Origin of the sequence: Brevundimonas sp. (assembly GCF_030656255.1) — a bacterium.
Classification (GTDB): domain Bacteria; phylum Pseudomonadota; class Alphaproteobacteria; order Caulobacterales; family Caulobacteraceae; genus Brevundimonas.
Window position 1 is genome coordinate 1 of sequence record NZ_JAUSOE010000045.1, and the last position, 26,186, is coordinate 26,186.

25 protein-coding genes are annotated in these 26,186 nt (G+C 65.2%); 15 read left to right on the forward strand and 10 right to left on the reverse strand.

What is annotated here, in order from left to right:
* Positions 1-166: 166 nt before the first annotated feature.
* Genes Q7J26_RS04835 through tatC form a run of 3 tightly spaced genes read left to right on the forward strand, consistent with a single transcriptional unit; the run spans position 167 to position 1,892 of the window.
* Positions 167-385, forward strand: coding sequence for a twin-arginine translocase TatA/TatE family subunit (locus Q7J26_RS04835; RefSeq protein ID WP_271166090.1), 219 nt, complete (start codon positions 167-169; stop codon positions 383-385).
* Between the two features lie 23 nt (positions 386-408).
* Positions 409-1,002, forward strand: coding sequence for a Sec-independent protein translocase protein TatB (gene tatB, locus Q7J26_RS04840; protein WP_304935371.1), 594 nt, complete (start codon positions 409-411; stop codon positions 1,000-1,002).
* Positions 999-1,892, forward strand: coding sequence for a twin-arginine translocase subunit TatC (gene tatC, locus Q7J26_RS04845; protein WP_304935372.1), 894 nt, complete (start codon positions 999-1,001; stop codon positions 1,890-1,892). The genes tatB and tatC overlap by 4 nt, the downstream gene beginning before the upstream one ends.
* Before the next feature lie 2 nt (positions 1,893-1,894).
* Here tatC and Q7J26_RS04850 read toward each other — a convergent pair whose 3' ends face one another.
* The 3 genes from Q7J26_RS04850 to Q7J26_RS04860 all read right to left on the reverse strand — a co-directional run bounded on the left by Q7J26_RS04850 (position 1,895) and on the right by Q7J26_RS04860 (position 4,736).
* The gene (locus Q7J26_RS04850) at positions 1,895-2,749 is read right to left on the reverse strand and encodes a DUF6065 family protein (RefSeq protein ID WP_304935373.1); all 855 of its coding nucleotides are present in this window, start codon (positions 2,747-2,749) and stop codon (positions 1,895-1,897) included.
* Between the two features lie 156 nt (positions 2,750-2,905).
* Entirely contained in the window at positions 2,906-4,312 is a 1,407-nt protein-coding gene (glnA, locus tag Q7J26_RS04855; RefSeq protein ID WP_304935374.1) for a type I glutamate--ammonia ligase, read from the reverse strand.
* A gap of 85 nt (positions 4,313-4,397) precedes the next feature.
* On the reverse strand, positions 4,398-4,736 hold the full coding sequence (locus tag Q7J26_RS04860) for a P-II family nitrogen regulator (protein WP_008261682.1): 339 nt from the start codon (positions 4,734-4,736) through the stop codon (positions 4,398-4,400).
* A 114-nt stretch (positions 4,737-4,850) separates the two neighbouring features.
* On the opposite strand from Q7J26_RS04860, the gene Q7J26_RS04865 reads away from it, so the two are divergent.
* The 7 genes from Q7J26_RS04865 to Q7J26_RS04895 all read left to right on the forward strand — a co-directional run bounded on the left by Q7J26_RS04865 (position 4,851) and on the right by Q7J26_RS04895 (position 13,020).
* Positions 4,851-5,687: an NAD(P)H-hydrate dehydratase gene (locus Q7J26_RS04865; RefSeq protein ID WP_304935375.1), complete on the forward strand. Its 837-nt coding sequence runs from the start codon at positions 4,851-4,853 to the stop codon at positions 5,685-5,687.
* Between the two features lie 231 nt (positions 5,688-5,918).
* The gene (locus Q7J26_RS04870; RefSeq protein WP_304935376.1) at positions 5,919-7,217 is read left to right on the forward strand and encodes an MFS transporter; all 1,299 of its coding nucleotides are present in this window, start codon (positions 5,919-5,921) and stop codon (positions 7,215-7,217) included.
* A gap of 196 nt (positions 7,218-7,413) precedes the next feature.
* Positions 7,414-8,004, forward strand: coding sequence for a hypothetical protein (locus Q7J26_RS04875; protein ID WP_304935377.1), 591 nt, complete (start codon positions 7,414-7,416; stop codon positions 8,002-8,004).
* A gap of 149 nt (positions 8,005-8,153) precedes the next feature.
* Complete coding sequence (locus Q7J26_RS04880) at positions 8,154-8,771, forward strand: hypothetical protein (RefSeq protein WP_304935378.1); 618 nt, start codon at positions 8,154-8,156, stop codon at positions 8,769-8,771.
* Positions 8,772-8,874: 103 nt separating this feature from the next.
* Positions 8,875-9,642: a hypothetical protein gene (locus tag Q7J26_RS04885; RefSeq protein ID WP_304935379.1), complete on the forward strand. Its 768-nt coding sequence runs from the start codon at positions 8,875-8,877 to the stop codon at positions 9,640-9,642.
* Between the two features lie 4 nt (positions 9,643-9,646).
* Positions 9,647-12,073 (forward strand): fimbria/pilus outer membrane usher protein, encoded by a 2,427-nt coding sequence (locus Q7J26_RS04890; RefSeq protein ID WP_304935380.1) that lies wholly within the window; start codon positions 9,647-9,649, stop codon positions 12,071-12,073.
* Complete coding sequence (locus Q7J26_RS04895; RefSeq protein WP_304935381.1) at positions 12,070-13,020, forward strand: hypothetical protein; 951 nt, start codon at positions 12,070-12,072, stop codon at positions 13,018-13,020. The genes Q7J26_RS04890 and Q7J26_RS04895 overlap by 4 nt, the downstream gene beginning before the upstream one ends.
* Here Q7J26_RS04895 and Q7J26_RS04900 read toward each other — a convergent pair.
* Together Q7J26_RS04900 and Q7J26_RS04905 are read right to left on the reverse strand one after the other, a co-directional pair.
* Positions 13,017-13,451 (reverse strand): hypothetical protein, encoded by a 435-nt coding sequence (locus Q7J26_RS04900; RefSeq protein WP_304935382.1) that lies wholly within the window; start codon positions 13,449-13,451, stop codon positions 13,017-13,019. The two genes, Q7J26_RS04895 and Q7J26_RS04900, sit on opposite strands and share 4 nt — an antisense overlap.
* 80 nt (positions 13,452-13,531) lie before the next feature.
* Positions 13,532-14,524, reverse strand: coding sequence for an AraC family transcriptional regulator (locus Q7J26_RS04905; RefSeq protein ID WP_304935383.1), 993 nt, complete (start codon positions 14,522-14,524; stop codon positions 13,532-13,534).
* 279 nt (positions 14,525-14,803) lie between these two features.
* Between Q7J26_RS04905 and Q7J26_RS04910 the strand changes: the two genes are divergently transcribed.
* The 5 genes from Q7J26_RS04910 (at position 14,804) to Q7J26_RS04930 (ending at position 20,486) form a co-directional block, all read left to right on the forward strand.
* Complete coding sequence (locus tag Q7J26_RS04910; protein WP_304935384.1) at positions 14,804-15,421, forward strand: helix-turn-helix transcriptional regulator; 618 nt, start codon at positions 14,804-14,806, stop codon at positions 15,419-15,421.
* Between the two features lie 57 nt (positions 15,422-15,478).
* Positions 15,479-17,137 carry an aldehyde dehydrogenase family protein gene (locus Q7J26_RS04915; RefSeq protein WP_304935385.1) on the forward strand — a complete coding sequence of 553 codons (1,659 nt, stop codon included), beginning with the start codon at positions 15,479-15,481 and terminating at the stop codon, positions 17,135-17,137.
* Positions 17,138-17,204: 67 nt separating this feature from the next.
* Positions 17,205-18,338, forward strand: coding sequence for a transporter (locus Q7J26_RS04920; RefSeq protein WP_304935386.1), 1,134 nt, complete (start codon positions 17,205-17,207; stop codon positions 18,336-18,338).
* Between the two features lie 21 nt (positions 18,339-18,359).
* On the forward strand, positions 18,360-19,568 hold the full coding sequence (locus Q7J26_RS04925) for an MFS transporter (protein ID WP_304935387.1): 1,209 nt from the start codon (positions 18,360-18,362) through the stop codon (positions 19,566-19,568).
* A 123-nt stretch (positions 19,569-19,691) separates the two neighbouring features.
* Positions 19,692-20,486, forward strand: a complete 795-nt coding sequence (locus Q7J26_RS04930; RefSeq protein ID WP_304935388.1) for an IclR family transcriptional regulator — start codon at positions 19,692-19,694, stop codon at positions 20,484-20,486.
* Here the strand turns inward: Q7J26_RS04930 and Q7J26_RS04935 are convergent.
* The 5 genes from Q7J26_RS04935 to Q7J26_RS04955 all read right to left on the reverse strand — a co-directional run.
* The gene (locus Q7J26_RS04935) at positions 20,435-22,078 is read right to left on the reverse strand and encodes a bifunctional 3-(3-hydroxy-phenyl)propionate/3-hydroxycinnamic acid hydroxylase (RefSeq protein WP_304935389.1); all 1,644 of its coding nucleotides are present in this window, start codon (positions 22,076-22,078) and stop codon (positions 20,435-20,437) included. The genes Q7J26_RS04930 and Q7J26_RS04935 overlap by 52 nt on opposite strands.
* Before the next feature lies 1 nt (position 22,079).
* Positions 22,080-22,928 carry a fumarylacetoacetate hydrolase family protein gene (locus Q7J26_RS04940; protein ID WP_304935390.1) on the reverse strand — a complete coding sequence of 283 codons (849 nt, stop codon included), beginning with the start codon at positions 22,926-22,928 and terminating at the stop codon, positions 22,080-22,082.
* A gap of 35 nt (positions 22,929-22,963) precedes the next feature.
* Positions 22,964-23,824 (reverse strand): VOC family protein, encoded by an 861-nt coding sequence (locus Q7J26_RS04945; protein ID WP_304935391.1) that lies wholly within the window; start codon positions 23,822-23,824, stop codon positions 22,964-22,966.
* 80 nt (positions 23,825-23,904) lie between these two features.
* Complete coding sequence (locus Q7J26_RS04950; RefSeq protein ID WP_304935392.1) at positions 23,905-25,695, reverse strand: FUSC family protein; 1,791 nt, start codon at positions 25,693-25,695, stop codon at positions 23,905-23,907.
* A gap of 2 nt (positions 25,696-25,697) precedes the next feature.
* On the reverse strand, positions 25,698-26,186 hold a 489-nt coding region (locus Q7J26_RS04955), incomplete at its 5' end, for a carotenoid oxygenase family protein (RefSeq protein WP_304935393.1).

Genomic DNA, 26,186 nt, shown 5'->3' on the forward strand with positions numbered 1-26,186 from the left:
CCGGGATTGCCCTTGCAGGCGCCGTCGGTGTGGATGATGACGTGATCAGTGGGACTCATGGTCGCGAAGACCTACAGCCTCCCTTGGCGCGGGGCCATCACTGCGCCTATATGCGGTGAAGATTAGTGACGGGATCGATGATCGGTCCGCGTGAGGAGAACGAGCCATGGGCTCCATGAGCATCTGGCACTGGGCCATCGTCATCGTCGTGATCGCCGTCCTGTTCGGCGGCCGCGGCAAGCTGTCCGGCATCATGGGCGACGCCGCCAAGGGCATCCGCGCCTTCAAGGACGGCCTGAAAGACGACGACAAGAAGGACGGCCCGCACGACGGCGTCAGCTCGCTGCCCCGCACCGATGCGGAAAAGGAAGAGCTGAAGCGCTAGTCGTCGTCTGTAAGGGCTGACGCATGGGCGGGCTCGGCCCCGGTATCGGGGGCTTCGAATTAGTGGTGATCGGTCTGGTGGCCCTGCTTGTGGTGGGGCCAAAGGATCTGCCTGTCCTGATGCGCCGCGTCGGTCAGATGGTGGCCAAGGCGCGCAGCATGGCCAACGAGTTCCGCTCCAGCTTCGACGAGATGGCGCGCCAGTCCGAGCTGGACGACCTGCGCAAGGAGGTCGAGGCGCTGCGGACCGGGCAGGGGGCCATGTATCCCCTGGGCGCCGACGCCGATGCGGCCTTCAAGGACATCAACGCCGGCCTGACCGGGCCGGGCGCGCCTGCCACATTGCCGGCGCCGACCGCTGAAGCGCCGACCATGACGCCCGCCGCCGACGAATGGCCGGACACGGCGCCCCCCGTCGAGCCGACGCCGACGGTTGAGTCGAAGCCGAAGCGCGCAACGGCGAAAACCGCCGCCAGGTCCGCCGTATCGGCAACGGCCGAGGCTAAGCCCAAGCCGCGACCGAAAGCGAAGCCGAAGGCCGCGTCCACGGCCACGAGCGCAGCGACCAAGACGCCCGCCAAGCCCCGGACCCCGCGCAAGAAGGCCGCCGAGCTTTGACTTTCTCCGATCGTGACGAGGCCGAGATCGAGGCGTCGCGTGCGCCCCTGATGGATCACCTGATCGAACTGCGCAGCCGGCTGCTGATCTGCGTGATCGCCTTCGGCCTGGGTTTCATCCTGTGTTTCGCCTTCGCCAATCAGATTCAGATCGCTCTGATCAAACCCTATCAGGCGGCGGCGGCCATTCATGCGGCGGCTCTTGCGTCGGGCGGCCACGCCAATCCGCTGGAGCTGATCGCAACCATGATGGGGCTGAAGCCCTATCCGCCCGGGTCAGCGGCCGTGGTCCAGCTGATCGCCACCGCGCCGCTGGAACAGCTGTTCACCAAGATGAAGATCGCGGCCTTCGGCGCAGCGGTCCTGACCTTCCCGGTCATCGCCTGGCAAATGTACCGGTTCGTCGCGCCGGGCCTGTATCGGAATGAACGCGGCGCCTTCCTGCCGTTCCTGATCGCCGCGCCGGTCATGTTCTGCCTGGGCGGGGCGCTGGTCTATTATGTCATGCTGCCCTTCGTCATGCTGTTCTCGCTGGGGCAGCAGGTGGTCAGCGACGGCATATCCGTGGCCCAGACCACGAAGATTTCCGACTATCTGAGCCTGGTGACCTCGCTGCTGCTGGCCTTCGGCCTGTGTTTCCAGCTGCCGGTCGTCACGACCCTGTTGGGCCTGGCCGGTCTTATCAGTTCCAAGGCCATGGCGGCCGGGCGGCGCTACGCCATCGTCGCCGTGGTGGTGGTCGCCGCCGTAGTCACCCCGCCGGACCCGATCAGCCAGCTGATGCTGGCCGTGCCGCTAGCGATTCTGTACGAGGTCTCGATCTGGTGCGTGCGGCTGATCGAACTGCGCCGCAAGAAAGCGGACGAGGCCGACGGCCTGGCCCCGGCCTGAGTTCAGCCCCGCTTCTTGCCGTCCGTATGATCCACCGGGCAGACTCGTCGCGATCCGGTCTGGCGGAAGGGCGATAGTCTGAGCTTGGATTGATGGTCGTCGGGACCGGGATGGCCCTCGGGGTGCAGGCCTCGATAATAGAGTTTCTGCCACTGGTCGGCCGGCGCCGTGGGCTTGGTCCGTTTGACCCAGTCCTGGAACGCCAGACGTGAGGCCCGCCAGGCGTCGAAGGTCTGCAACATCTCGGGCTGATCCTCCATCGGACGCAGCTCCGGCTTCAGCCGATCCAGCACCCCGCGCGGGGTGGGGAAGAAGAAGCAGAACGGCTCGTTCTCCTCGAACCGGATCCAGACATCGGGGCGGGTGAAGCGCCAGTTCATGGTGAAGGTATAGGGCGACCAGTCCGTCTCGATCACCCCGCCCATGGGGGCGATCCCGTCCTTCATGGCGTTGGGCGGACCGCCGACCCACAGGTTCCAGCCTTCCGAAGTGCGCATGATGCCGTCGACATGGAAGGTCAGGGTGCCGCTGCCGAACAGGGAGACCGGACCCCGCTTCGGGTCCGAGCCGGGGTCCAGCACGATCTCGACGGAGCTGGCGTCCACGCCGCCGTGCCAGCGCGCCTTGAAGCCGCAGGGGCTGAGCATCTCCCAGCCGTGGGCGTTGGCGATGGCGAGGGGCAGGCAGCGATAGGCGAAACTTTCAGGGGTTGCGGTCATCCAGTCGCGCTTGGCCGAGGCCGGGGCGACGCGCGGGGCCCAGCCCTCGCGCACATAGCAGACCAGTTCGGTTTCGGCCGCACGGACCGGCGCGCCCTTGGGACGCGCAGGAACAGAACCCTTGAGACGTTTGATCATTTTCAGCCTGTGCGCCGCCGACATGCCCCTATGGCAGGGGCGCTGTAGGGCTTTTAAGTCAGCCGCATGTCTGGGCCGTGACGGTTACGCCGGGAAAAGAAAAACCCCGGATGGCGGACCATCCGGGGTTCCGTCGTGATCAATCGCGAGGATCGATCAGCAGCTGTAGTACATGTCGAATTCGACCGGGTGCGGGTGCAGTTGCAGGCGCATCACCTCTTCCATCTTCAGCTCGATGTAGCTGTCGATGAAGTCGTCATCCATGACGCCGCCCTTCTTGAGGAAGGCGCGGTCCTTGTCGAGGTTTTCGAGGGCTTCACGCAGCGAGCCGCAAACCTCGGGGATCGAGCCGCGCTCTTCCGGCGGCAGATCGTACAGGTTCTTGTCGGCGGGCGCGCCCGGATCGATACGGTTCTCGATCCCGTCCAGGCCGGCCATCAGCAGGGCGACGAAGGTCAGATAGGGGTTGCCCATCGGGTCGGGGAAGCGGGCTTCCAGACGCTTGGCCTTCGGCGACGAGACGTGCGGGATGCGGATCGAGGCCGAACGGTTGCGGGCCGAATAGGCCAGTTTCACCGGGGCTTCATAGCCGGGGACCAGACGCTTGTAGGAGTTGGTGGTCGAGTTGGCGAAGGCGTTGATGGCCTTGGCGTGCTTGATGATGCCGCCGATGTACCACAGGCATTCCTGCGACAGGCCGGCGTATTTGTCGCCGGCGAACTGGGGCTTGCCGTCCTTCCAGATCGACATGTGGACGTGCATGCCCGAGCCGTTGTCGGCGAACATCGGCTTGGCCATGAAGGTCGCCGACTTGCCATAGGCGGCGGCGACATTGTGGATCACGTACTTATAGAGCTGCAGCCGGTCGGCCATGGTCAGCAGGTCCGAGAATTTCAGACCCAGTTCGTGCTGGGCCGGCGCCACCTCGTGGTGGTGCTTCTCGGGCTGGAGGCCCAGGTCGCGCATGACGCCCAGCATTTCGCCGCGCAGGTCCTGGCCGGAATCGACCGGGTTGACCGGGAAATAGCCGCCCTTGGGCCCAGGGCGGTGGCCCATGTTGCCCTCGGTGTATTCGGCGCCGGTGTTGGCCGGCAGCTCGGTCGAGTCATACGAATAGGAGGTGTTGTGCGGCTGGGTCGACCAGCGCACGTCGTCGAAGATGAAGAACTCGGCTTCCGGGCCGAAATAGACCACGTCGCCCACGCCCGAGGACTGGACATAGGACAGGGCCTTCTTGGCCATCGAACGGCTGTCGCGGTTGTAGGGTTCGCCGGTGTCCGGGTTCAGCACGTCGCAGAACAGGAACATGGTCGTCTGTTGATAGAACGGGTCGATATAGGCCGTGGTCAGGTCCGGCTTCAGCAGCATGTCGGACTCGTTGATGGCCTTCCAGCCGGCGATGGACGAGCCGTCAAACATCGTGCCTTCGTTCAGGAAATCCTCATCGACCAGGTCGATGTCGAAGGTGACGTGCTGCAGCCTGCCGCGCGTGTCGGTGAAGCGAACGTCGACGTATTTGACGTCCTTCTCCTTGATCTCCTTGAGGATCTTGCTGGCGCTCATTCTCGGAAGTCCTGTTTCTTGGTCGTTGGGGAGGAACCGGTCGATCCACGCCGGAGCGCCGACCGCCGGGGCGGGGTACGCGAACTCAGACGGCCTGGGCCCCGGTCTCGCCGGTGCGGATTCGGATCACCTCGGCGACGTCGGACACGAAAATCTTGCCGTCGCCGATCTTGCCCGTGCGGGCCGAGGTCTGAATGGCCTCGACGACCGCAGGCGCGAGATCGTCGGCGACGACCACCTCGATCTTGATCTTGGGCAGGAAGTCGATGACGTATTCGGCGCCGCGATACAGCTCCGAATGACCTTTCTGGCGGCCATATCCCTTGGCCTCCAACACAGTCATGCCTTGCACGCCGACGTCCTGGAGCGCCTCTTTGACGTCATCCAGCTTGAAAGGCTTGATGATGGCTTCAATCTTCTTCATGGCGACCCCTGAGCGGCGTGCGGAATGCAGCGGCGCTCGGGCGGGAATGGGACACATCAAGGCCGTTCAAAGCAAGCGGTTTTCGCAGAAAAGTCACGGATATTCGGAGCCCGGATGATAGAAACCAATGACCCCGCAATCTGGCGCAATTTTCTTCCGTGGCCGGGCGCAGAAACGCACAAGCATGCGCGGGGGCGTCTTGGTGTCGTCTCCGGCCGAGCGCACCAGACCGGGGCGGCGCGGCTGGCGGCGCGCGCCGGATTGCGGATCGGGGCCGGGGTGGTGCGTATCTTCTGCCCGCCCGATGCGGTCGCTGTGATCGCTCCGGCGATCGAGGCCATCATGCTGACGCCCTTCGCCTCGGCCGACGCCCTGGCGCGCGAGGTCGAGGAGATGGATGCGGTCGTGGTGGGCCCGGCGGCCGGTCTCGACGAGACGACCGTAGCCAATATCCAGGCCTTGGCGTCCAGCGGCGCCGCCCTGGTGATCGACGCCGACGGCCTGTCGGTGTTCAAGGGGCGCGCTGCGGAACTGTTCGCCGTGCTGGACCGCGATGATGTGCTGACCCCGCACGAGGGCGAGTTCGAGCGGCTGTTCCCGGGTCTTCTTCACAAGGGCCGAACGGCGGCCGCCGCCGAAGCCGCTGCGCGCGCCCAGGCCGTCGTCGTCCTGAAAGGCGCCGAGACCGTCATCGCCGCGCCGGACGGTCGTCTCCGTATCAATCGCAACGGATCGCCTTGGCTGGCCACGGCGGGAACCGGCGACGTCCTGTCCGGGATGATCGGCGGCCTGGTCGCCCAGCGTATGGACAGTTTCGACGCCGCCTGCGCCGCCGTCTGGATCCACGCCGACGCCGCCGACCGTTTCGGACCCGGCCTGATCGCGGAGGACCTGAGCGAGGCGGCGCCCGCCACGTTGAGGGCGTTGTGGACGGCGGACCGCCAGGGGTGAGGGCGTCGCGGATGTCGTGCCTCTGACGAACTCCGAAAACCGCTGCGATCCCATTGCGGAACGCGCATTTGGAGTGCGCTCGGCTGCCGGGCACGGATTGAGGATTGTTTCAAAACGGGACTATCGAAGGACGCTTGTAGCGCCTATTGCAGACGCCTGAGACGAAAAGGGTCTGTATTACATATGAGTTTTGGCTCGGGCGCAGCGCTACGGCCCGGTCATGAAGCCTTCGTGGCGTCGTCGAAGGTCGGACTGGGCACGGTTTTGCTTCTGGCATCTGTGCAGTTCGCGGCTTTTGTCGATCGCGCTGTGCCGTCTGTCGTCGCCGGGGCGCTGAAGGGCGAGTTCGGCCTGACGGACCGTCAGATCGGAGCTCTGCAGGGACCGGCCTTCGCCCTGACCTATGCGGCGGTCATGCTGGCGGCAGGACACTGGGGGCGGCGGATCGAGCCCTTCCGGCTGATGGCTCTTTGCGTCGCCGTCTGGACGGTCGGGGGCGTCGCCTTCGCCCTGGCCTCGAGTTACGAAGTGCTGATGGCTGCGCGGATGGTGTTGGGGGTGGGCCAGGCCGCCTTTGCGCCTACCGCGCTTATGATCCTTGGGTCGTCCAGCGTCGTCATGGGGCGGGCGCGCGCCGTCTCCATGTTTACAAGCGGCTCGGCCGTTGGACGAAGCGGCAGCTTCTTTCTGGTCGGCGCAATTCTTCTGTTGGTCGCAGGGCAGACCGTGGCGGGTCTTTCGCCCTGGCGGTCAGCCTCTCTGATTCCGGTTCTGCTCAACATCGGTCTGATCATCGGCCTTCTCTGGAAGGCGCGCGGGCGTCGGATGATTTCGGCGGAGCCGACGCTGGGCCTGCGCACGGCCGTCAGCTGGCTCGGCGGCGACGGGCGGGCGGTGTTCGGGCTGATGGGGGCAAGCGCCGGATGTGTGCTGTCGATCCAGGCGACGGGCGCCTGGATGCCGTCCATCTTGGCGCGCGCCCATGAGCTCAGCAGTGGTCACGCCGGGATCGCGATCGGCGTCGTGGTGCTGGTCGCGGCCCCTGCAGGGCATTTGACGGCCGGGTGGCTGTTGGGGCTCGAACGCATGAAGGCTCGGGGTCCGGCCCCGGTCATGGCGGGCGCCTTGGCCGTTTCAGTGCTCGCCGCCTTGGGATTGATGGCCACGACATGGCTGCCGATGACGCTTGCATGCCTGAGTCTGCTCGTCGCCAGCAGCGGTATGGCGGGCGCCTCCGCGCTGATCGGATTGCAGCCGCTGACGCCTGATCCGATTCGCGGCGGGGTGAACGCCATCTTTCTGGCCACCGTGTCCGTCGTTGGCGTCGGGCTTGGGCCCTGGGTCACCGGCATGGTCAGCGACCGGAGTGTCGATACGCAGTTTGGTCTCGCAACCAGCCTGGCGTGTGTCGTCATGGTTGTAGCCGCGGTCGTGATTCCCCTCGTGCTTTGGCAAGGCCGGCGCTGGATTTCAGGTCCAAAAACCCTGCGTTTAGGGGGTGGAGCCCCTTTGCGTATCGGCGTCGTCTAATTCCCCAATCAGGCGAAATATATAAAATCGCTCAGGAAACTTATACCGTCCACAGCGATATACCCAAATTGGGCGACGTTTAATGTTTTCTTAACTGCAACAGTCCGGTCAGCGAGACGCCCGAACCCAGGGCGCCGCGGGGGGACGGGCATTGCACGCTATCCAGCACGCGAATGTCGGCGGTGAGCCGACGTGGATGCGCCGCCGTGCGCGAAACCCAGCCGGTTGCGCCGCCCTGGGTCTGGCGATCCTCGCCGTCCTTGCATCTGCGGCGCCTGCCGCCGCGCAGGACGCCGGCGTCGACATCACCGTCTCAGCCGTCATTCCAGGTCGGTGTGGTTTCAGCCGGATTGCGCCGACGCCTCTGCGAGGCGTCACCCCGGATCTGGAGACGGCCCAGACCTTCAGCGTCTCTCTGCCGCTTGATTGCAACACGCCTTTCGCCGTCGGCGTTCGCGGCGAAAAGGGCCGTTTGGTCAACACCACCGGCGCACCGGACGGATCGGGATACGCCTTCGACAAGACCTATGGCGTACGGCTGACGCTGGAGACCAGCGAGGGCGACGTACGCAGCGGGCGCTGCCTGTCCGACCAGATCGTGGCCGGCGGAAACTGCGATTTCGCGTCGGATCAGCCGGGCAGGGGCCTGGGCTCTGGATCAGGCATAGCGGCACCGGGCGGCGTGACCTTGACCATCGACTGGCCGGACCAGTCCACGCTGAACCAGCGGCTCGCCGCTGGCGATTACAGCGACACCATTACTCTGGTCGTCGGAGCGCGTGCCTGATGCGCGCGCCCTCAACCGGATCGGCGCTCAGCGCCTTATCGAATTCGTCGACCGCATTTTGCGGGCGACGGAGCCTTCGACGGGCCTTCCGCCCGCTCGAAAACACGCCGGGCTTCTCCGGCGCTCAATCCAAGACGGAGACTAACCCTATGAAGCGTATCGTTTTCGCGGCCTCGGCCGCTGCTCTCGCCCTGACCGCCGGCGCCGCCTCGGCTCAAGACAGCCAATCCGTCGCGATCAACGCCTCGGTCGCCGCCAAGTGCGGCGTCTCGGCTCAAGCCACCACCGTGACCCTGGCCGGCGATCTGACCGACTCGGAAGCCAAGGTCCGCAGCGGCGTGACGACTGAAATCGCAGACGCCCTGAACGGCGCCCGCATCATCGCCTTCTGCAACGGCGTGAACAACTCGGTCACCGTCGACCGCGCCGTTCTGGCCCGCACCGGCGCCACCGGCAACGGCCTGACCGAGGGCGGCTTCGCCCAGTTCATCCGTTACAATCTGGACACCACGATCAACGGCCTGGCCCTGGACACCACCAGCACCGCCGGCGCCTCGAACGTGGCCCAGCGCTTCGGCGGCCACGTCAGCCTGAGCGACAGCAACACGCACGTTCGTTTCGCCCAAGCGGCTTCGAACGGCGGCGCTGTGGCGACTTCGGGCGGTTCGAGCGACATCGCGACCAACTGGGGTTCCAACACCGACCGTAGGCTGGCCGCCGGCTCCTACACGGGCTCGGTCAATGTGACCGTCGCTCCGGGCGCCTAAGCTGCAAAAAACGCCGACGTTCAACCGAACGTCGGCGTCCGTCGGACCGGTCCCCCCGCACAGGGCCGGTCCGACCCCCTTTCGATCCACCAGGTAGTTTCCCATGATGCCCGCCGCCGCCCGACGTCTTGTCGGAGTCTTTCTAACTGCTGCGGCCTTGCTGGCCTCGGGCATTCCCGCCACGGCGCTGAATGTTCAGCCGGTGATCATCGATCTTCTGTCTTCTGGCCGGCGCACCTCGACGGTGCTGACGCTCCAGAACACTTTTTCCACGACAGTGCCTGTCGAACTGACCGCCCGCCGGTTGGAGGTCGTCGATGGAGAGTTGCGCGAAACCGATGTCGAGGCCGAAGACCTTCTGGTCTTCCCGGCCCAGGCCACAGTCGAGCCGGGCCAGTCCCAGGCGTTCCGGGTCCAGTGGGTCGGCGATCCCGAGATTCAGGCCAGCCAGCATTTCTTCGTCACAGTCGCCCAACTGCCCGTGGTTTTGCCGGAAAACCAGAACGCAATTCAGGTGCTGTATAATTTCAAGGTTCTGGTCAGTGTCGGCGCGCCGGGAGCCATGTCCGCCCTTGCGGTCCAATCGGTGGCCATCGAGACGGGCGAGGACGGCGTCGGCCGTCCCGTGCTCACGGTCAGCAACTCCGGCAACACCTATGGCTATGTCGGCAAGAACCGCCTGACCCTGGTGCAGCGTGCGCCGAACGGCGACGAGATTCTGCGCGAATCCTGGGAGCCCGAGCAGCTTCAGCAGTTGATGGGCCTGGGCCTGGTGCCTTCTGGCGCCACGCGCCGGCTGCCGATCAATATTCGCCTGCCGCAACCCAATGGTGCGGTGACGGTCGAATTGACGCCGGTTCAGGACCGGTGATCGAGTGATCGACGCTCAACCGCCTTCCTATTATTCAACCGCCTCCGAGGCGGCGTTCGAGGTGATACAGACCGCGCCTCCGTCGCCGTCGCTGAACCCTTCCGGCCGGGACGTCTATCTGGGTGGACCACTGAAGGACGGCCCATTCATCCTGGGCGAGATTTCCTACCTGCTGACCGCCGACGCGCGCATCCTGGTGGATGTCGATCCGCTTCTGGACCTGCTCCAGCCCGTGCTTTCGCCGGCGTCCTGGCAGGCGCTGGCCAGCGCCCTGGCCGGTCGGGAGCGGGTCTCGACCGTCGAACTGACGGACCTCGGCTTTCCGATCGCCTATGATCCGGCCACCTTTGGCCTGACGCTGTCGATCAGCCCCGATGTCCGGCCGAGAACCAGCCTGAGCATTTCCGGGGGACGTGAACAGTTTCGCGGCCCCGTGGCCAAGCCCGCGAACCTTTCGGCCTATGTGACCACCTATCTGACGACCGACTATGTGCATGTGGGTGAAGACTCCGGTTTCGGCACGCCTAGCCTGCTGATCGACAGCGCGGTCCGCTTCCGGGGCGTCGTCCTCGAGAACGAAGCGACCCTGGAAGATGAGTTCATCCGCGAGGGCACGCGGCTGGTCTACGACGACGTCGCACGCACCGCACGCTGGACCGCCGGCGATCTGAGACCCCAGGCGCGGGGCTTTTCGGGGGCCAGCCCCATCGCGGGTCTTTCGCTGGAGCGGGTCTACGCCGATCTTGATCCTCAGCGGAACATTCAGCCGCGCGGCCAACGATCCTTCACCCTTGTGCGCCCTTCGACGGTCGAGGTGTTCATAAACGGCCGTTCGGTTCAGCAGACGCGGTTGAACCCCGGATCCTATGATGTCAGCGACTTCCCCTTCGCCCAAGGCGGGAATGACGTCCGACTGGTGATCCGCGACGATGCGGGCATCGAAAGCGTGTTCTCATTCTCCATCTTCTTCGATCGAAGCCTGCTTGCGGCCGGCCTGACGGAGTTCGGCTTCTACGCGGGCACACGGACCGACTTCGATCAGGACGGCCGGGAATATTCGGGCGACGCTGCCGGGTCGGGCTTCTATCGGCGCGGCCTGACCGATGATCTGACGGCGGGCGCGAACTTCCAGGCCAGTGCGCGTGGCGGCGTCTTGGGCGGTGAAATCGTCTGGGCGGCGCCGCTCGGCACGATCGGCATGGATCTGGCTGGATCGTCCATCACCGATATCGGCGAAGGCTATGCGCTGAACCTCAGCTTCGAACGCGTTTTCGGCGCTGACCGCAGCAGCGCCCGTTCTGTCAACGCCACCTTCCAGACGGTTAGTGAATCCTTCGCCACGCCGGGCGTCGATGTGGCGGACAATCCGTTCGCCTATGAGGCCGGCGTCACCTATTCGCAGTCGATCGGCACGACCCAGTATGTGTCGGCGGACGTCTTCTATTCCGTCGGGCGTGGCGCACGAGAAGATCAGGCGTCGGCCCGCGCGAGCTACGGCTGGCGCGCGAGCGGGCGGCTGCTGTTCAACGCCGAAGCGAATTTCGAAAAGCGTCAGGACCGTACCGAAACCGGCATCCGGTTCGGCCTCACCTATCGTATGGGCTCCTACGCCAGCGCGACGGCCGAGGTGGACAGTCGCCGCAATCGAGCGCGTGTCGGATACCAGACTTCACGCGGACGGGGCGTCGGCTCGTGGAGTGCGGCGGCCAACCTGGACACGTCCGAAGAAGCGGCCGGCGTCAACGGGTCGTTCACCGCCCTGCTGAACCGGGCCGAAATCGGCGGGTCCCATCTGACGTCGTTCGACGCCGACAGCGGCGAAATCTCGGATCAGCGGACTTCGTTCCGGGCCGGGGGCGCGCTGGTCTATGCGGACGGCAAGGTGGCCGTGTCGCGTCCGATCTACGACAGCTTCGCCCTGTTCGCCCCTCACGCCAGCCTGAACGACTCACAGGTCTATGTGGAGCCCCGTGAGGGCAATTACACCGCCCGGTCCGGCCTGCTGGGCGGGGCGGTGACGCCCGAACTCAGCGCCTATTCGCCGCGCACGGTGACGTTCGACGTGCCGGATGCGCCCACCGGCTACGACATCGGCGCCGGCTCGGTGCAACTGCTGCCGCCGTATCGTTCCGGCTATCTGATCACCGTCGGTTCTGACTATTCGGTCTCGGCCACCGGCCAGCTTGTCCAGGCGGACGGCGCGCCGCTCAAGCTGCTGGTCGGCACGGCCTATGAGATGGCCCGGCCTGATCAACCCGGCGTGCGCATGTTCACGAACAACTCAGGCCGCTTCGCCGTTCAAGGCCTTCGTCCGGGCCGCTGGCGGATCGAGGCCGGGGTTGACGGCGCGCAGACCTATATGATCGTCATACCCGCTGGCGCGGACGGCCTGGTCCGTCTGGGCGTCATCACACCGGAGCCCCGCCCATGAAGATCGCCTTGCCGACCGGTCTCGCCGCGCTCGCCCTGATGCTCGTTCCCGCCGCCGCACAGGCCGGATGCGCCGGGTTCGAGTCGCAGGGAACGGGGTTGTCCGTTCGTTACGATCCGTTTTCGGGCGCGCCGATCAATCATGCATTCAACATGCGGGTCAGCCGAACCGATTCCTCCGTGACGGCTGTCCGCTTCATCCTGGTCGATCCTGATCCCCGGGGCGGCCGCTCGCAGTTCGGGGCCGGCGGGCCGCAGGGTTACGATGTCGAATGGGCGCGTGATGCTTCAAGGCCGGTGTTCTTCAGCGGCGCAGAACAGCCCAATGCGACCAATGGCGCCGTCGTCAGCTTCAAGTCCGGACCCGCGGGCGACGTCGTCAACGAGAGTTTCCGGCTGCTGGTCCCGGCCGGACGGTCTGTCGGATCGGGAGACTATTACGAACCGCTTGAGGTCCGTTACGTCTGCTACTCGGGCGAGGAGCGGCTCGACGCGGCGGAGATCCAGCAGGGCGGCCGGGTCGCGCTGGATCTGGAAACGCCGGACATGATTTCGGCCTATATCGGATCCGCAGGCATGCGACGGGGCGAGATCGACCTGGGCGTCCTGGATCCCAATCAGTCCTCCAGCGGAACCGTGGTCGTGACCGCGCAATCAACCTCGCCCTACGAGTTGAGCGTGTCGTCGAAATGGGGCGTGCTGCGTCGCGGCGAAGCGGACACCGCCAGCCTGCGGTATTCGATGCGCCTGGGGGGAATCCCGGTCGAGGCCGGGTCGGCTCTGGTGTGCGACCGCACGCCGGCGCCTTCGGGTCGCAGCCATCCGCTCCAGGTCACGGTCAGCGGCGACGACGTTTCGACCCAGCCCGCCGGCGCCTACAGCGACGTGGTCACCCTGACGTTTTCTCCGCGGCTCGGGTTGTCGCCCGGCGCCGGGTGTTCGATCTAGAAGATCATGCCCTTGGCTTCGGCCCGCAGGCTCAGGCTCATGGCGTCCTGAGGCGACGACAGGATGATCCCTAGATCACGCTGGCGGAACGCCGGGTGGTTGCTGTCGATGATCACGGTCTGGGTGGCCGTCGAAGAGAGCGGCACGCGCTGGCCGTCGATCACGGCGAAGGCGTCGACCAGACCGGCGGGATGGTTGAGGATCAGGCGATAACCCTCGACGTTGTTGCAGAGTTCGGTCATCCGTCCCAGGCCGGTCTCGCCGGTTTCGAAGGCGGGGATCACGGCTGCGCCGACCTCGACCCGGCAGATGGTTCGAGCTGTCGCTCGAATGCCGATCGAAACGCCGGCGGCGAGGGCAGGGGCGACGCCCAGCAGGGAGATCGCCACTGCGAGCGTGGCCGTTTTCAGAATGTCAGAGCGCGAAACCATCAGGCGTCCCTCCAGGAGCGAGGCTTCACATTTATCCGCTCCGCCTGAAAGTCACTTTAACCGGCGTGGTCAACGGCTGTTTACCGTACCTCGACCATCCAGGACGCCCATCGCCGTTTGATCGTCTCCAGGCGACGCGCCGGATCGTCGACCATCTGACGGTAGGCTGAAGGGGTCATGCCGAAGCGGGCGCGGAAGCGGTTGCGCATGTCCGCTTCGTTGCGGAAGGCGTAGTGCACCGCCAGTTCGTCGAGCGGCGTGGCGTCGTCAGAGCGATCCAGTCGGGTGCGAACCGCCGCCAGTCGACGGCTTTGAATGAAACTGTCCACGCCGCCGTGCGGGGCGAGCAGACGGTAAAGCGTGGCCCTGGAAACGCCGGTCTCCTGGGCGATGACGCTCGCATTGAGACTAGGGTCGCCGAGACCTTGTTCGATGATCCTCTGTATGGCCTCGCGGCGATCAAACTCCATCCGCCGTTTCAGCGCTGTCGCGCCGCCGCCTGTCGGGCCGACCGCAAGACCCAGCAGGTCCACAAAGGTCCGGGAAACCGTGGGAAGCGCATCATGCTCAAGCGCGCCGGCGCGACGAGACAATGAAAGAAGATAATCCCCCAGCAGACCGGCCTGATCGGGGTCGAACACCCGGCCATGCAGGCCGTTGGCGGCGCCGGCCGCCGCCTCGATCAGATCACGCGCCACGCTGACCGTGATGAGACGTCCATCCGGGATCGTGGTTCGGGTCTGTCGGCGAAGGTCCTGAAGCACCAGGTCGCCGGGTCGGGCTTCATCGAAACCGCTGGCCTCGCTGCCGATGAGAACGCCCTCGACCACCAGATGAGCGACGAAATGGGAAAAGCCGTTAAGACCGACGCGCTGGGCCGGTCGCGCGTGTCCGACGCCCGTTAGCCGACGATCAAACAGGATGATGCGGTCCAGGCGGTGGGCGGTGACCTGCGCAGACACAGGCTGTCCATTTGAGACCACGTCCGCGCCGCTGTCATAAAGGTCGCGATAGGCTTCGGCGGCTTCGGGCGGCGTCAGGCCTTGCGTCGAAAAGCTGAAGCTTTCGATCATGATCCGGCGTCGGCCCGTCGAGGGCTCCGCTCGCGACGCACTAAAAAGGGTCTTAGTCGTTCTACAGAACGGAAGGAAAGCGGGGAGATGAATCCCTGTATGGTACGCGGCACTGAATATCCTGATCTCGGCAGTTTGAGAGTACAGGATTCGCGCCGTCTTCATAAGACGAAGCGAATCCGATCCTTCAGTCTCAATCGTGAGATCAACGGCGCAATACCCACACTTGGGGACGGGGCGTGCTTATAGCCAAGCCAGACCGTTAATCTCTGGTAAACCATGTCGCCCCCGATGACTTCTGGGCTCGTTGTGCTGGCAGGCGCAACTGAACGGGAGGATGAGGCTCCGTCTCTTCATCTGTCCCGTTGGTTCGCAAACCACGCCATCGCCTGCCTCTTCCTTTCCGCACAGACGCTGGCAGTGCTGGACGCAAATGCTGCGGCGATCCGCCTGGTCGATGCGTCCGACGAGCTCGCGCTCAGCGGCGGCAAGCTGGTCGTCCGGGGCAAGACGGCGGCTGAACAGTTCCGCCGTTTCGTTTGCGCCCTCGACGGCGCCCCCAAGATCCATATGGTCGGCGATCACCACAAGCCGCTTCTCATGCGCGTGGAAAGGGTCGATGAGACCGATGTGATCGCTGTTCAACTTTTTCCGATCACCCAGGATCAGGATCAAGGCCTGTGGGCGAACATGGGCGTGATCTTCGGCCTGACGCCGGCGGAAGATCGTCTGATCAAGCTTCTGATCGGCGGGGCCAACATCAAGACCCTGTCCGAAGATCTCGGCATCAGCGTCGAGACGGCGCGCACGCACGTCCGGCGTTCCTATTTGAAGATCGGGGTGAGCAATCGCGAGCAACTGTTCGCCGCCGTCGCTCCCTACCGTCTGAAAGGCTGACATAAAGGATATTCGGAGAGCGTTGCGCCGAAAACGGCGATTGCTCGTCGCGCGCGATTGACCGCTGAGCCCGGCCCGTCGAGGCTACGAGACATTGCTGATAGCGGTACTGACCTGTACGCTATTGATAAGGGCTTGGCCGAGACGTATGTTCGTATTCCGGATATGCCGGAACCTTGTCATATAACGGCCGTTCCCAGCTGTCAGACCTACGGCGCGGAACATAAAAGGATGTCCCCCATGACTTCATCATTGTCGCCCTACACGGCGTTCGACGGGCAGTTTATCGACGGCGTCTGGCGCAAGGGGCGATCCGGCAAGGTCAGGGCCGACGAGAATCCCTACAACGGCGAGGTGGTGGCCGAGATCGCGCTGGCGGATATGCAAGATCTCGCCGACGCCTACGCCGCCGCCCAACGGGCGCAGAAGATCTGGAGCAAGGCGCTGCACAACGAACGCAGCGAACTGTTTCACCGGGTGCTGAAGATCATTGATGCGCGCAAGGACGAGATCATCGACTGGATCGTGCGCGAGACCGGCAGCACCCTGCTCAAGGCGAATATCGAATGGGGATCGGTCCGCGGCGGCGTGCTTGAGGCGATCAACCTGCCGTCGCGGGTTCAGGGGCGGATCATGCCGATCGACGTGCCCGGCAAACAGAGCTTCGTCTTCCGTGAGCCCCTGGGCGTCATCGGGGTTATCAGCCCCTGGAACTTCCCCTTCCACCTTTCCCACCGCTCGGTGGCCCCGGCGCTGGCCATGGGCAACGCCGTGGTTCTTAAACCGGCGGAAGACACGCCGATCACGGGCGGCTTGCTGATCGCCAAAATTTACGAGGAAGCGGGCCTGGCGCCTGGCCTGCTAAATGTCGTCGTCGGAGATACGAGCGACATCGGTGATGGGTTCACGCTCAACCCCATCCCCAAACTCATCTCGTTCACCGGCTCTACACGCGTCGGTCAACGCATTGCGGAACTTGCCGCTACGGGCGTTCGCCTGAAACATGTCGGCCTGGAACTGGGCGGCAACGCGCCCTTCGTGGTGCTGGACGATGCGGATCTCGACCAGGCTGTTCGCGCAGCGGTCTTCGCCCGTTTCCTGCACGGCGGCCAGATCTGCATGAGCACCAACCGCATCATTGTCGACGCCAGTCTTTATGATGAGTTCGTGGAGCGTTTCGTCGCCCGCGTGCGTGGATTGAAGGTCGGAGATCCGGCCGACCCGTCGACCCACATCGGTCCGCTGACCACGGCCAAACAGACCGCGGCGGCCTGGCGTAGCATTGAAATGGCGAGAGAAGCCGGCTTCACACAGCGACTTGGTGGAGAAGGGGAAGGGCAGATCGTCCCGCCGCACGTCTTTGTCGACGTGCCCAATGACAGCGCCTTCGCCCAGTTGGAACAGTTCGCCCCGATCGCGCCTATCATCAAAGCATCAGACGAGGCAGAGGCGCTCGCATTCGCCAACGCTGTGGACTTCGGTCTGTCCAGCGCTGTCTTCACCCAGGATACGGCGCGGGGGCTGCGGTTCGCCCGTCAGGTCGAGGCCGGCATGACGCACGTGAACGACATCTCGATCCAGGACAGCCCCTACAACATGTTCGGCGGCGAGAAGAACAGCGGAATCGGCCGTTTCAACGGCGACTGGATCATTGAGGAACTGACCACGGATCATTGGATCACGGTCCAGGATACGCCTCGGGAATATCCTTTCTAAACAGTCGGTTTTCCGGCAGGCGGTGGCGGAAGGGCTCGGATCATATCCGAGCCCTTTTCATTGTCGGATGCGCAATAAATACCAATTTTCCGGATATGACGGAAAAACGCTTGACGGAGCATCGCTTCGAGTCCGATGCTTGCTCAAGTTCAACGAGGCGGCGGTCCACGCTTCCCGGCATCTGGAGAGGAATCCCATGAGTTCGACGACTGGACGCGCCCTTGCGGCGTGCATGATGACGGCTGGCCTGAGCCTATCGGCTTACAGCGCCAATGCTCAGACCCTGCCTGCTTCCGAGATCCCGGCGCTCGTCGCGCCTCCCAATGGGATCAATCTCGGCAGCACCAGCTTCTACGACGGCTTCTCGACGTTGAAGCCCGGCCTGACCGGCCTGGCCTATCTGCGTTATGAGGCGAACGACGCCATAACCAACGTCAAAGGGGACGACGACCCCGCCTTTGAAGATCCCCAAGTCGATGTGACAACGCTCATCGCCCAGGTGTCTTACGTCTCTCGGTTAAAAGTGGCCGGTGGCGCGCTCGGCTTCGACGTGCTCATGCCTTTTACCAACATAGACGCCGAGTTCGGGGCCGCAGGGCGACAACTCGTCGATAACGGCCTGGGTCTCGGCGACCTGACCTTCGGGCCCTTCATCCAGTTCGCGCCCATGATCCGTCAGGGGCGACCGGTGGCTTCTGCGCGCATCGCCCTGGATGTCATCGCGCCGACGGGCGATGTCGATGAAAGCCGCGACCTGAACCAGGGTTCCGGCGCCTGGTCGATCAATCCCTATGTGGCCTGGACCTTGCTGCCGGCGCCGGGCTGGGAAGTGTCCGGTCGGACGCAGTACCTCTACTCCTTCGAAACCGACAAGATTTCGAACCCGCCCACCATTCCTGGATTCACCTTCGAGGACGGACAGGGGGGACAGCTGATCTGGTCCAGCTTCACGGTCTCCAAGGAGGTGTCGCGCGGCGTGTCGGTCGGGCTGAACGGCTACGCCCTGCAGCAAATCACCGAGGACCGGATCAACGGTATCGACATCCCCGACACCAAGCGCCAGGCGCTCTACGTCGGCCCCGGGCTGCATTTCGACCGGCTGCCGACCGGGATCCTCAATCTGAACCTCTACCTCCCGGTGCATGTCGAGAACATGACGTCGGGCCCTCGTCTGAACGCCCAGTTCATTCGCCCCTTCTGACCCTTCGCCGGAGCTCTAGCCATGCATTCCGCCGCCTATATGCCGGATGATGTGAACGGGGGATCATCCCTTTCCCGTCGCGCCCCCGGCGTCCTTCTCGCCCTTCTGGCCTGTCTGCCGATCGCCGGCACCTTGCTGGTCGCCCAGATCCTTCCCCAGATGGAGGCCGCCTTTCCGCAGACGCCGAATGTCCGTCTGCTGGTTTCACTGGCCCTGACCGTGCCCGCGCTGGCGATCGCCCTTTCGTCTTGGATCGCCGGCTGGCTGGCGGACCGGGTAGGGCGTCGTCGCCTGCTTGTGGGCGCCCTGGTCGCCTACGCCATCCTGGGCCTGACGCCGTTGGTTCTGAACGATCTCGGCCACATCATTCTCGCCCGCGCGGGCATGGGGGTGGCGGAAGGCTTCATCATGACCTGCTCGACCGCTCTGATCGGAGACCTTTACACCGGACGCGTACGAGAAGGTCTCTTGTCGCTTCAGACCGCCATCGCCTCGATCGCGGCCGTAATCTTCGCGGTTGTCGGGGGGCTGCTGGGCGAGACGGGCTGGCGCACGCCTTTCGCTGTCTATGGCATCGCCCTGATCTTCCTGCCGCTCGTGATCCTGATGGTTCCGGCGGGGCAGGCGGCGGCTCGGCAAGCGCAGACGGCGATCGCCAAGACGCGCTTCCCGGTCACCGCTCTTTCTCTGATCTGTCTGTCGACCCTGTTGTTCTCATTCGGCTTCTACGTCGCGCAGATTCAACTGCCCTACCTGGTCAACGGCGTGGGCGTGACCTCGCCCGGCGCAGTGGGGGCGACCTCGGCGATCGCCAATACGGCGGTGGTGCTCGGCACCCTGACCTTCGTGGGGCTGCGGCGACTGCCGCTCGCCGTTGTGGGCGCGCTTTGCTTCGTCTGCCTCGCCGCGGGCTTGGGTCTGGCGGCCGCAGCCCGGTCTTATCCGTTGTTGTGCGTGGGCCTAGCCCTGGCCAGCTTCGGCGGCGGCATCGGGCTGCCGACATTCCTCAACGCGGCGATGGCGCGTCTCGAACTGGCTCAGCGGGGTGTGGGTACGGGGCTTTGGCAGTCGAGCTTCTGGACCGGCCAGTTCCTCAGTCCCGTCCTGATGGTCCCCCTGACGGTTGCGGCGGGCGGACTGACCAGCGCGGTCATGCTGGTGGCGATCGCTTGTGTGGCTCTGACGGTCCTGCTTCCTTTGGCGTTGCGGATGGGCGTCCGGGCGGCCTGATCGTCAAGCTCACCTTGAAGGGCCCCGTGCGGAAACGCGCGGGGCCTTTTCATTTTTGCAGGCTTGGGGTTGCGGACAGGGACGGCGCCGCCCTATCGAAAGGACATTCGAAAGGGAGAGATCGTGGCGACTGCGGACCGCGTGCTGGCCGTGCTCAGCCTGTTCACACTCGAGGAACCGGAGTGGACAGTCGATGACGCCATGCGGCGGCTCGGAATGACGAGCAGCAGCACGGCCTATGAGTATTTCCGCAGTCTGGTGGACGCGGGACTCCTGACCGCCACCCGCAGCGGCATCTACACGGTCGGGCCCGCCGTCATCGCCCTGGACCGCGTGACGCGTCGCCATGACCGGCTGGTGTCGGCCGCAACCGGATCGCTGTCCCAGGTCGTGAAGGATTTGCCCCTACGGACGACCGCTCTGCTGTGCCGGAGTTTCCGGATGCAGGTGATGTGTGTGGATCAGTTCTGCGCTGCGCCGGGCGATCTTGCGATCAGCTATGAGCGAGGTCGGCCCATGCCGCTGTATCGCGGAGCCGCCTCCAAGGCGATCCTCGCCCATCTCGCGCCGCGGATGGTCAAGAAATTATGGGAGGCCGACACCGCCGAAATCGCGGCGGCCGGACTGGGCGAGGACTGGGACTCGTTTAAGGCGAACCTGCGTCGGATGCGCAGGGCGCCCGCCCTGGTCACCCGCAGCGAACTCGACCCCGGTCTGGTCGGGATTTCGGCTGCGGTGTTCGACGAGGACGGCGTCGCCGGGAGCCTCGGGATCGTGGCCCGCGCCGAGGACCTGCCGTCGGATGATACGGAAATCCTCGAGCGGGTCGGCGCACAGGCGCGAGCCGTGAGCGAAATCCTGCGGGCTCAGGCGGCGGCGGGCAACCGATCTGACGCGGGAGCGTCCGAGGCCGACTGAGGCCAGAGGCGATCCAGCCGCACGACAAAGCGCTCCGCTTCCGCCGGTGTGAACGCCCCCAGGACGTATCGGTCGGGACGCACCAGGAAAAGGCGGCCCTCCGGCGCATCCAGACCGTTCCATAGGCCGCCGACAGCGTCGTTCACGCTCACGACCCCATCATCCGCCTCAGCCGGAGCCCCCTGCGTCACCAGGATGCGGCGAGGCGCAAAGCGGTCGAAGGCGGACGAGGTCAGGGCCTTCCGGACGGCGGCGGTTTCTCCGAAGCCGATCAACGCGAAGCCATCCCCGAGCACGTCGTCCAGCAGCCGATCTCCGCGTGCAGTCCGGACCTGGGGCTGTGGCGACAGGCGCCCCACCGAGGTTCGTGCGGCGGTTCGTCCATCAGCCAGCAACAGACCCGCAGCGAAACGCGGCGCCGGCTTGTACTTCATCTGAGCGAAGTAATCCCTGGCGGCCGGCCAAAGGTTGAGAAGCCTGAATCCGCTCTGGGTCAGGAAGCCGTTCAGGGCCGATGAAGGCCCCATGATCCGGCCCATGCGGAGCGCAAGCTCGATCATCAACTTGACGTGGTCCCGCCGCTCCAGCTCGTAGGTGTCGAGCAGCGAAACCGGCAGGATTCCGCGAACGGCGTAGGCGAGTTTCCACGCCAGATTGTGAGCGTCGCGCAAGCCGCTGTTCATGCCCTGGCCAGCGAACGGCGGCGTCAGGTGGCAGGCGTCGCCGGCCAGGAAAACCCGACCCAGCGACCAGCGCGCGGCGAGCCGAGCATGGAAGCCATAGACGCATTTTCTGACGATACGACTGGAACCCGCCGCGCCATGCGACGCCAGCAGGGTTTCCACCACCGCGTCATCGGTCATCGTCTCGGCGGTCTCATGGGGCATGAGCTTGAATTCGAACCGCCGCGTGTCGTGCGGCCCCGGCAGTGCGACGCAGGGCCGGCGGGTGTCGCAGAACACCATGGTCTCGGCGCTGGGGGAGGGGGAGTTCTCCAGATCGACGATCAACCAGCGCTCGTGGAAACTGTCGCCGTCGAGGCTCAGTCCCATGAGGCGACGCACCGTGCTGCTGGCGCCGTCCGCTCCCACGACGAACCGCGCCTTGAAGGTGCGCTCCTGACCGTCTTCATCACAAACCAGGGCTTCGACGACCCCGTCCTCTTCGATCAGGGTCTTCAGCGCCCATCCGAACAGGGTCTCGATCCGCTTATGGCTGGTCAGGCACTCGCGTAGACTCGCCTCCAGCAGAGGCTGGCGGAAGGCGTTGCGGCGCGGATAGCCGTAAGGCGCGATTGTGGGTTCAACCTTCAGAAACCGCGAGCCGCGCGCCGTATAATATTCCGAACCATAGCCGCGCACCACGTCAGGCAGGACGGCATCGATGACCCCGGCGGACTGGAGCGTCCGAAGGGATTCGTCGTCGATCGAAACCGCACGGGGTTCCTGGACAGTCGACCGGTTGCGCTCGATGAGAAGGGCGTTCACGCCGTAGCGACCGAGAAGATTGGCGAGGGTCAGACCAGTCGGACCGCCGCCTATGATCAGCACATCGTAGATTTTCGTCGGATCGGGGGCGAAGGCGGCGGTCATGTCACGCCTCGTCCACGACGGCGTGGCGCAGCAGGCCGACGCCGGGGATGTCGACCTCGACCACGTCGCCGGGCGCCATCCAGACCGGAGGCTGGCGTTTGGCGCCCACGCCGCCGGGCGTTCCGCTGACGATCACGTCGCCCGCGGAAAGCGGCGTGAAGGCGGAGACATAGGCGATGATGCGGGCCACCGGGAACAGCATCTCCGACGTGGGCTGGGACTGCATCACCGCTCCGTTGAGGCGTGTGGTCACGCTCAGGACCTGGGGGTCAGGAATCTCGTCAGCCGTCACCAGCCAGGGGCCGAAGCCGCCCGTGCCGGGAAACGTCTTGCCCGGGGTGAACTGCTGGGTGTGCCACTGCCAGTCGCGCACCGAGGCGTCCATGTAACAGGCGTAGCCGGCGACGTGCTGAAGGGCGTCTTCCTCGGCGATCGCACGACCGCCCCGGCCGATCACCACGGCCAGTTCGCCCTCGTAGTCCAGCTGGGTCGAGACCGTGGGGCGGACCAGCGGCTGGTCGTGCCCGATCTGGCTGTCGGCGAACCGGGTGAAGATCGACGGATGCCCGGTCTTGGCCCGGCCGGTTTCCTGGCGATGGCTCTCGTAATTGTGGCCGACGCAGAGAATTTTCGCCGGGTTCGGGATCACCGGCGCCCAGCGGAACCGGTCGGTGTTCAACAGTTTCGCGCTCTGAATGGCGTCGCGCACGGCCTCATAAGCGCCCTCTGCGAGCACGGACTTGAGGTCGGGATAGCGCCCCGCCAGCACGGCGCCTGTATCGCGTACGCCGTCACCTTCGACCACGCCCCAACCGGCGCGTTCGTCCGTGACAAAACTAGCCAGTTTCATCGGTCTTCTCCTGATTTTTGAGGGGGCGCCGTCGCCTAGCTGCGCAGCAGGCCTTGGCCCCAGCTGTTCAGAGTCCGTTCTTCGTGCGGCCAGCGACCGGCAGGCCGATCATGCGCCACGACCTCGAGCTCGGCGGAAAGTTCCAACCAGTTTCCATCGGGGTCGTTGATGAAGAAGAACAGATTGTTGCCGGGGCCATGTCGTCCCGGCCCCCAGGTCAGCTTGATCCGTTCTTCGGCCAGGTGATCGGCCCAGTCCCGGATGGCGTTCCAGTCGTGCGTCTCATAGCAATGGTGATCGAACCGTGCGCGCGGCGCCTTGAAGACGGCGAAGCTGTGGTGCTCCTCGCTGCAGCGCAGGAACGAGGTCCGCACGCCGCCTTCGTCATCGATGACGTCGTCAGACAGGGTGAAGCCCAGAACCTCGGTAAAGAACCGTACGACCGGCTCCGGCGCCTCGCTGGCGATCACGACATGCTGCAATCGCGCCGCCGGCAATGGGGCGACGGGCGCATCGGGCACTGAAGACGGGCGGAGAATGCCAAATCTGTAATGGTTTCCATCCGGATCGGAAACCTGGACGGAATCTTCAAAGAAGATGTCGGCCCCGTCGTCCGAAGCCATGCCGGCGGCCGCCAGTCGGGCGCGCAGGCGCGACAAGGCCGCCGCGTCGGGAAGGGCGAAGCCCGCACAGGCCAGGGAATTGGCGGGACCCTGCACGAAACGAACACGGCGTTCCGGTGCGTGACCCACCACGCCTTCCGGCCCGTTTTCGATGCGATACCCCAAGGCGCGACGATAAAAATCGGCCAGCCCTTGGGGGTCGGGCGTATTCAGGACCAGATGGTCAAGGGTGGCGGTCAGGCAGGAATCCGGGCGGGCCGAACGACTTGTCATGGCTTCCTCCGCTCGCGTCGAATCGCGAGTTCTGCATTATTCCTAAAATACCGGAATATTGCTGTCAAACGCCAATCGGCTCAGGCGGCGTTTTCCAGGGCGTCGGTCCAGACCTTCCAGTCTTCGCCGGTCTGAAACAGAGGCGGTGCGGCAAGGGAGGGAGAGCCTGTCCGCTCCACATGGGCTACGGCGGCGGATGCGGCGGCGAGAAGATCGACAAGATCGCCGGGCGCGCCGATTCGTGTGCGCGAACCCAGGGCGGCGAGTTGGGCGCACCGGACTGTCAGGCGAATATAGCGACGGCGAGCCGTGGCCGGTTCGTCAGATCTCAGCACCGCGCCGAGATCGTCCAGGACGGTCCGATGCAAAAGCCGCAGCCTGGCGGCCGGAGTGGCCGGCGCGATCAGCAGGAAGGCCAGCATGGCCGCCATGACGCCCAGAACGATCGCCAGCGCCTGCGCGACGCTGTCCGAGGCGGTCGTCCCCATGTTCGCCAGGGGCTGAGCCACCAGAAGGAAGCACATATTGTAGTCTATCGCCGCCTTTGCGGTCGCCGGGCGGGCCATGGCGTAGGCCCCCAGAGCAAGAAAGGGCGTAACCCCAGCGATCAGCGCCAAATCGCCATGGAGGCCGGGCTGAAGCCAGAGGCAGTAGATCAGACCACACCCTGCGCCGACGACGCAGCCGCGCAACGCCTGGGCTGTGGCGGCTTGCGCATTGTCGTGAGCCGAGAAAAGCGTGACGAATATGGCGGCGGACATGACCATCGCGGGCCCGTGGTTCCAGTCGGTGGCCAGCCAGACGCCGGCGACGACGGCGAGCGCCAAAACAGCGCGGCCAGCCGCCTGAAGGACGTCACGCCAGGCGATCGCCTCCAGGCCCCATAGACTGTGGCGGCGGCTGGCGACGGAGCGATCGAACGCCACCAGTCCGCGCAGCAGATCGCGTCGCGCGACGTCGATCCGGCGATCCGGGGAAGTGGTGCGGCCGCCCTCTGCGGGCGCGCAACGCACGGCCCTATCCAGGTTGTCCGCCTGTTCGCGAAGCGCCGTGCTGGTCGCGGTTCGGGACGGACCGCGCCAGCCCGCCCGGCGCGCTTCGGCCGCGACCGTCAGGCCGGCCGCCAGGACGTGGCGCGCCCATCTGGCGCGATTGGCCCAGCGAAGAGAACCGGCGCCGGCCTGATCCGCCAGTCCGCCGATCACGCCGATTTCCGTCAGAATCTGCCCGTCCGCACGGTTGGCGCGCGGGGTTGCGTCCACATCATCGGCGGCCTGTTCAAGCACGGTCCGCGCGAAGCGCTGAAGTGCAAGACGCAGGGGGTCGCGTTGGCTGGGCTTGAGAAAAATTCCGCTGACGAGGGTGGAGGACAGCACGCCGATCGCCGTACAGGCCAAACGGCCGAAGGCGAGCGCATCCTGATGGATCGGGTCGGTCCATCCCGCCATGGCGACGATACAGGCCGTATAGCCCGCCAGAAGCAGGCCATAGGTCTTGAAATACCGGAAGGCCATCGCGCTGGCGATGCAGAGGCTGAGCCAGGCCGCAACGCCGATCATCAGCGCCCAGGCCTGGTCGCCGAAGTTCAGCAGCAGGAGCCAGCCCGCCGCTGCGCCCACGGCCGTGCCCGCCAGGCGGGCGGCGCACCGTTCCAGCAGCAGGTCTCGGGTCGGCTGAGCCACCAGCCAGACCGTCATCGCCGCCCAGTAGGGATGAGAAATCCCCAGCCAGGTCGCCGCAACCAACGCAATCAAGGCTGCGCCGGTCGAATAGGCCGCGAACAGCGACGCCTGGGGATCGATCAGGCCTGGCAGGCCCGGACGGCCTTCAGCGCGTCCCTGGTTCCAGGCGCGCTTGAGGCCGCCCGTCATGGTCAGGCCGACGGACCGGCGTCGAGCCAGTTGCCGTGCAGGCTCATGCGAAGCCGGAGCGGTAGTTTGACGCGGGCGATGGGGCCATTTGCGATTTTCAATGCGTCGAGGATGACCAGTTCAGTGGTCTGGGTCAGCAGATGGTTCACCAAGACAAGCACATAGCCGTCGCCTTCCGCGGCATCGTGCGAGCGGGGAACGAAGGTGGGCTCCTGGAAACACTCGGCGTCTCCCGGAAACCAAGTTTCAAACCCGCCGCTCTGAGTGTCGACGTGCGCCAGCTGGTTGAAGAACTGGAAAGGCCAGGGGCCAGCGGCTTCATGCTGGAAGGGCAGGGAGGGATCCAGGGCCAGGAGGAAGGCGTGACGATAGGTCTGACCGGCGTAGCGGGGATCACAGCGCGGGAACTCGCAAGGCTGAGCAAACAGGGTGGAGGGCACGGCCAAATCGCTTTCGCCGCCCAGGTCCAGCGTCCAGCGCGTCAGCTCTGA

What these genes read in the sequence shown, in the direction of transcription:
- Q7J26_RS04835 (WP_271166090.1), top strand. Translation starts at nt 167, where the DNA reads ATGGGCTCCATGAGCATCTGGCACTGGGCCATCGTCATCGTCGTGATC.
- tatB (WP_304935371.1), top strand. Translation starts at nt 409, where the DNA reads ATGGGCGGGCTCGGCCCCGGTATCGGGGGCTTCGAATTAGTGGTGATC.
- Q7J26_RS04850 (WP_304935373.1), bottom strand. Translation starts at nt 2,749, where the DNA reads ATGATCAAACGTCTCAAGGGTTCTGTTCCTGCGCGTCCCAAGGGCGCG.
- glnA (WP_304935374.1), bottom strand. Translation starts at nt 4,312, where the DNA reads ATGAGCGCCAGCAAGATCCTCAAGGAGATCAAGGAGAAGGACGTCAAA.
- Q7J26_RS04860 (WP_008261682.1), bottom strand. Translation starts at nt 4,736, where the DNA reads ATGAAGAAGATTGAAGCCATCATCAAGCCTTTCAAGCTGGATGACGTC.
- Q7J26_RS04865 (WP_304935375.1), top strand. Translation starts at nt 4,851, where the DNA reads ATGATAGAAACCAATGACCCCGCAATCTGGCGCAATTTTCTTCCGTGG.
- Q7J26_RS04875 (WP_304935377.1), top strand. Translation starts at nt 7,414, where the DNA reads ATGCGCCGCCGTGCGCGAAACCCAGCCGGTTGCGCCGCCCTGGGTCTG.
- Q7J26_RS04880 (WP_304935378.1), top strand. Translation starts at nt 8,154, where the DNA reads ATGAAGCGTATCGTTTTCGCGGCCTCGGCCGCTGCTCTCGCCCTGACC.
- Q7J26_RS04885 (WP_304935379.1), top strand. Translation starts at nt 8,875, where the DNA reads ATGATGCCCGCCGCCGCCCGACGTCTTGTCGGAGTCTTTCTAACTGCT.
- Q7J26_RS04895 (WP_304935381.1), top strand. Translation starts at nt 12,070, where the DNA reads ATGAAGATCGCCTTGCCGACCGGTCTCGCCGCGCTCGCCCTGATGCTC.
- Q7J26_RS04900 (WP_304935382.1), bottom strand. Translation starts at nt 13,451, where the DNA reads ATGGTTTCGCGCTCTGACATTCTGAAAACGGCCACGCTCGCAGTGGCG.
- Q7J26_RS04905 (WP_304935383.1), bottom strand. Translation starts at nt 14,524, where the DNA reads ATGATCGAAAGCTTCAGCTTTTCGACGCAAGGCCTGACGCCGCCCGAA.
- Q7J26_RS04910 (WP_304935384.1), top strand. Translation starts at nt 14,804, where the DNA reads ATGTCGCCCCCGATGACTTCTGGGCTCGTTGTGCTGGCAGGCGCAACT.
- Q7J26_RS04920 (WP_304935386.1), top strand. Translation starts at nt 17,205, where the DNA reads ATGCGCAATAAATACCAATTTTCCGGATATGACGGAAAAACGCTTGAC.
- Q7J26_RS04925 (WP_304935387.1), top strand. Translation starts at nt 18,360, where the DNA reads ATGCATTCCGCCGCCTATATGCCGGATGATGTGAACGGGGGATCATCC.
- Q7J26_RS04935 (WP_304935389.1), bottom strand. Translation starts at nt 22,078, where the DNA reads ATGACCGCCGCCTTCGCCCCCGATCCGACGAAAATCTACGATGTGCTG.
- Q7J26_RS04940 (WP_304935390.1), bottom strand. Translation starts at nt 22,928, where the DNA reads ATGAAACTGGCTAGTTTTGTCACGGACGAACGCGCCGGTTGGGGCGTG.
- Q7J26_RS04945 (WP_304935391.1), bottom strand. Translation starts at nt 23,824, where the DNA reads ATGACAAGTCGTTCGGCCCGCCCGGATTCCTGCCTGACCGCCACCCTT.
- Q7J26_RS04950 (WP_304935392.1), bottom strand. Translation starts at nt 25,695, where the DNA reads ATGACGGGCGGCCTCAAGCGCGCCTGGAACCAGGGACGCGCTGAAGGC.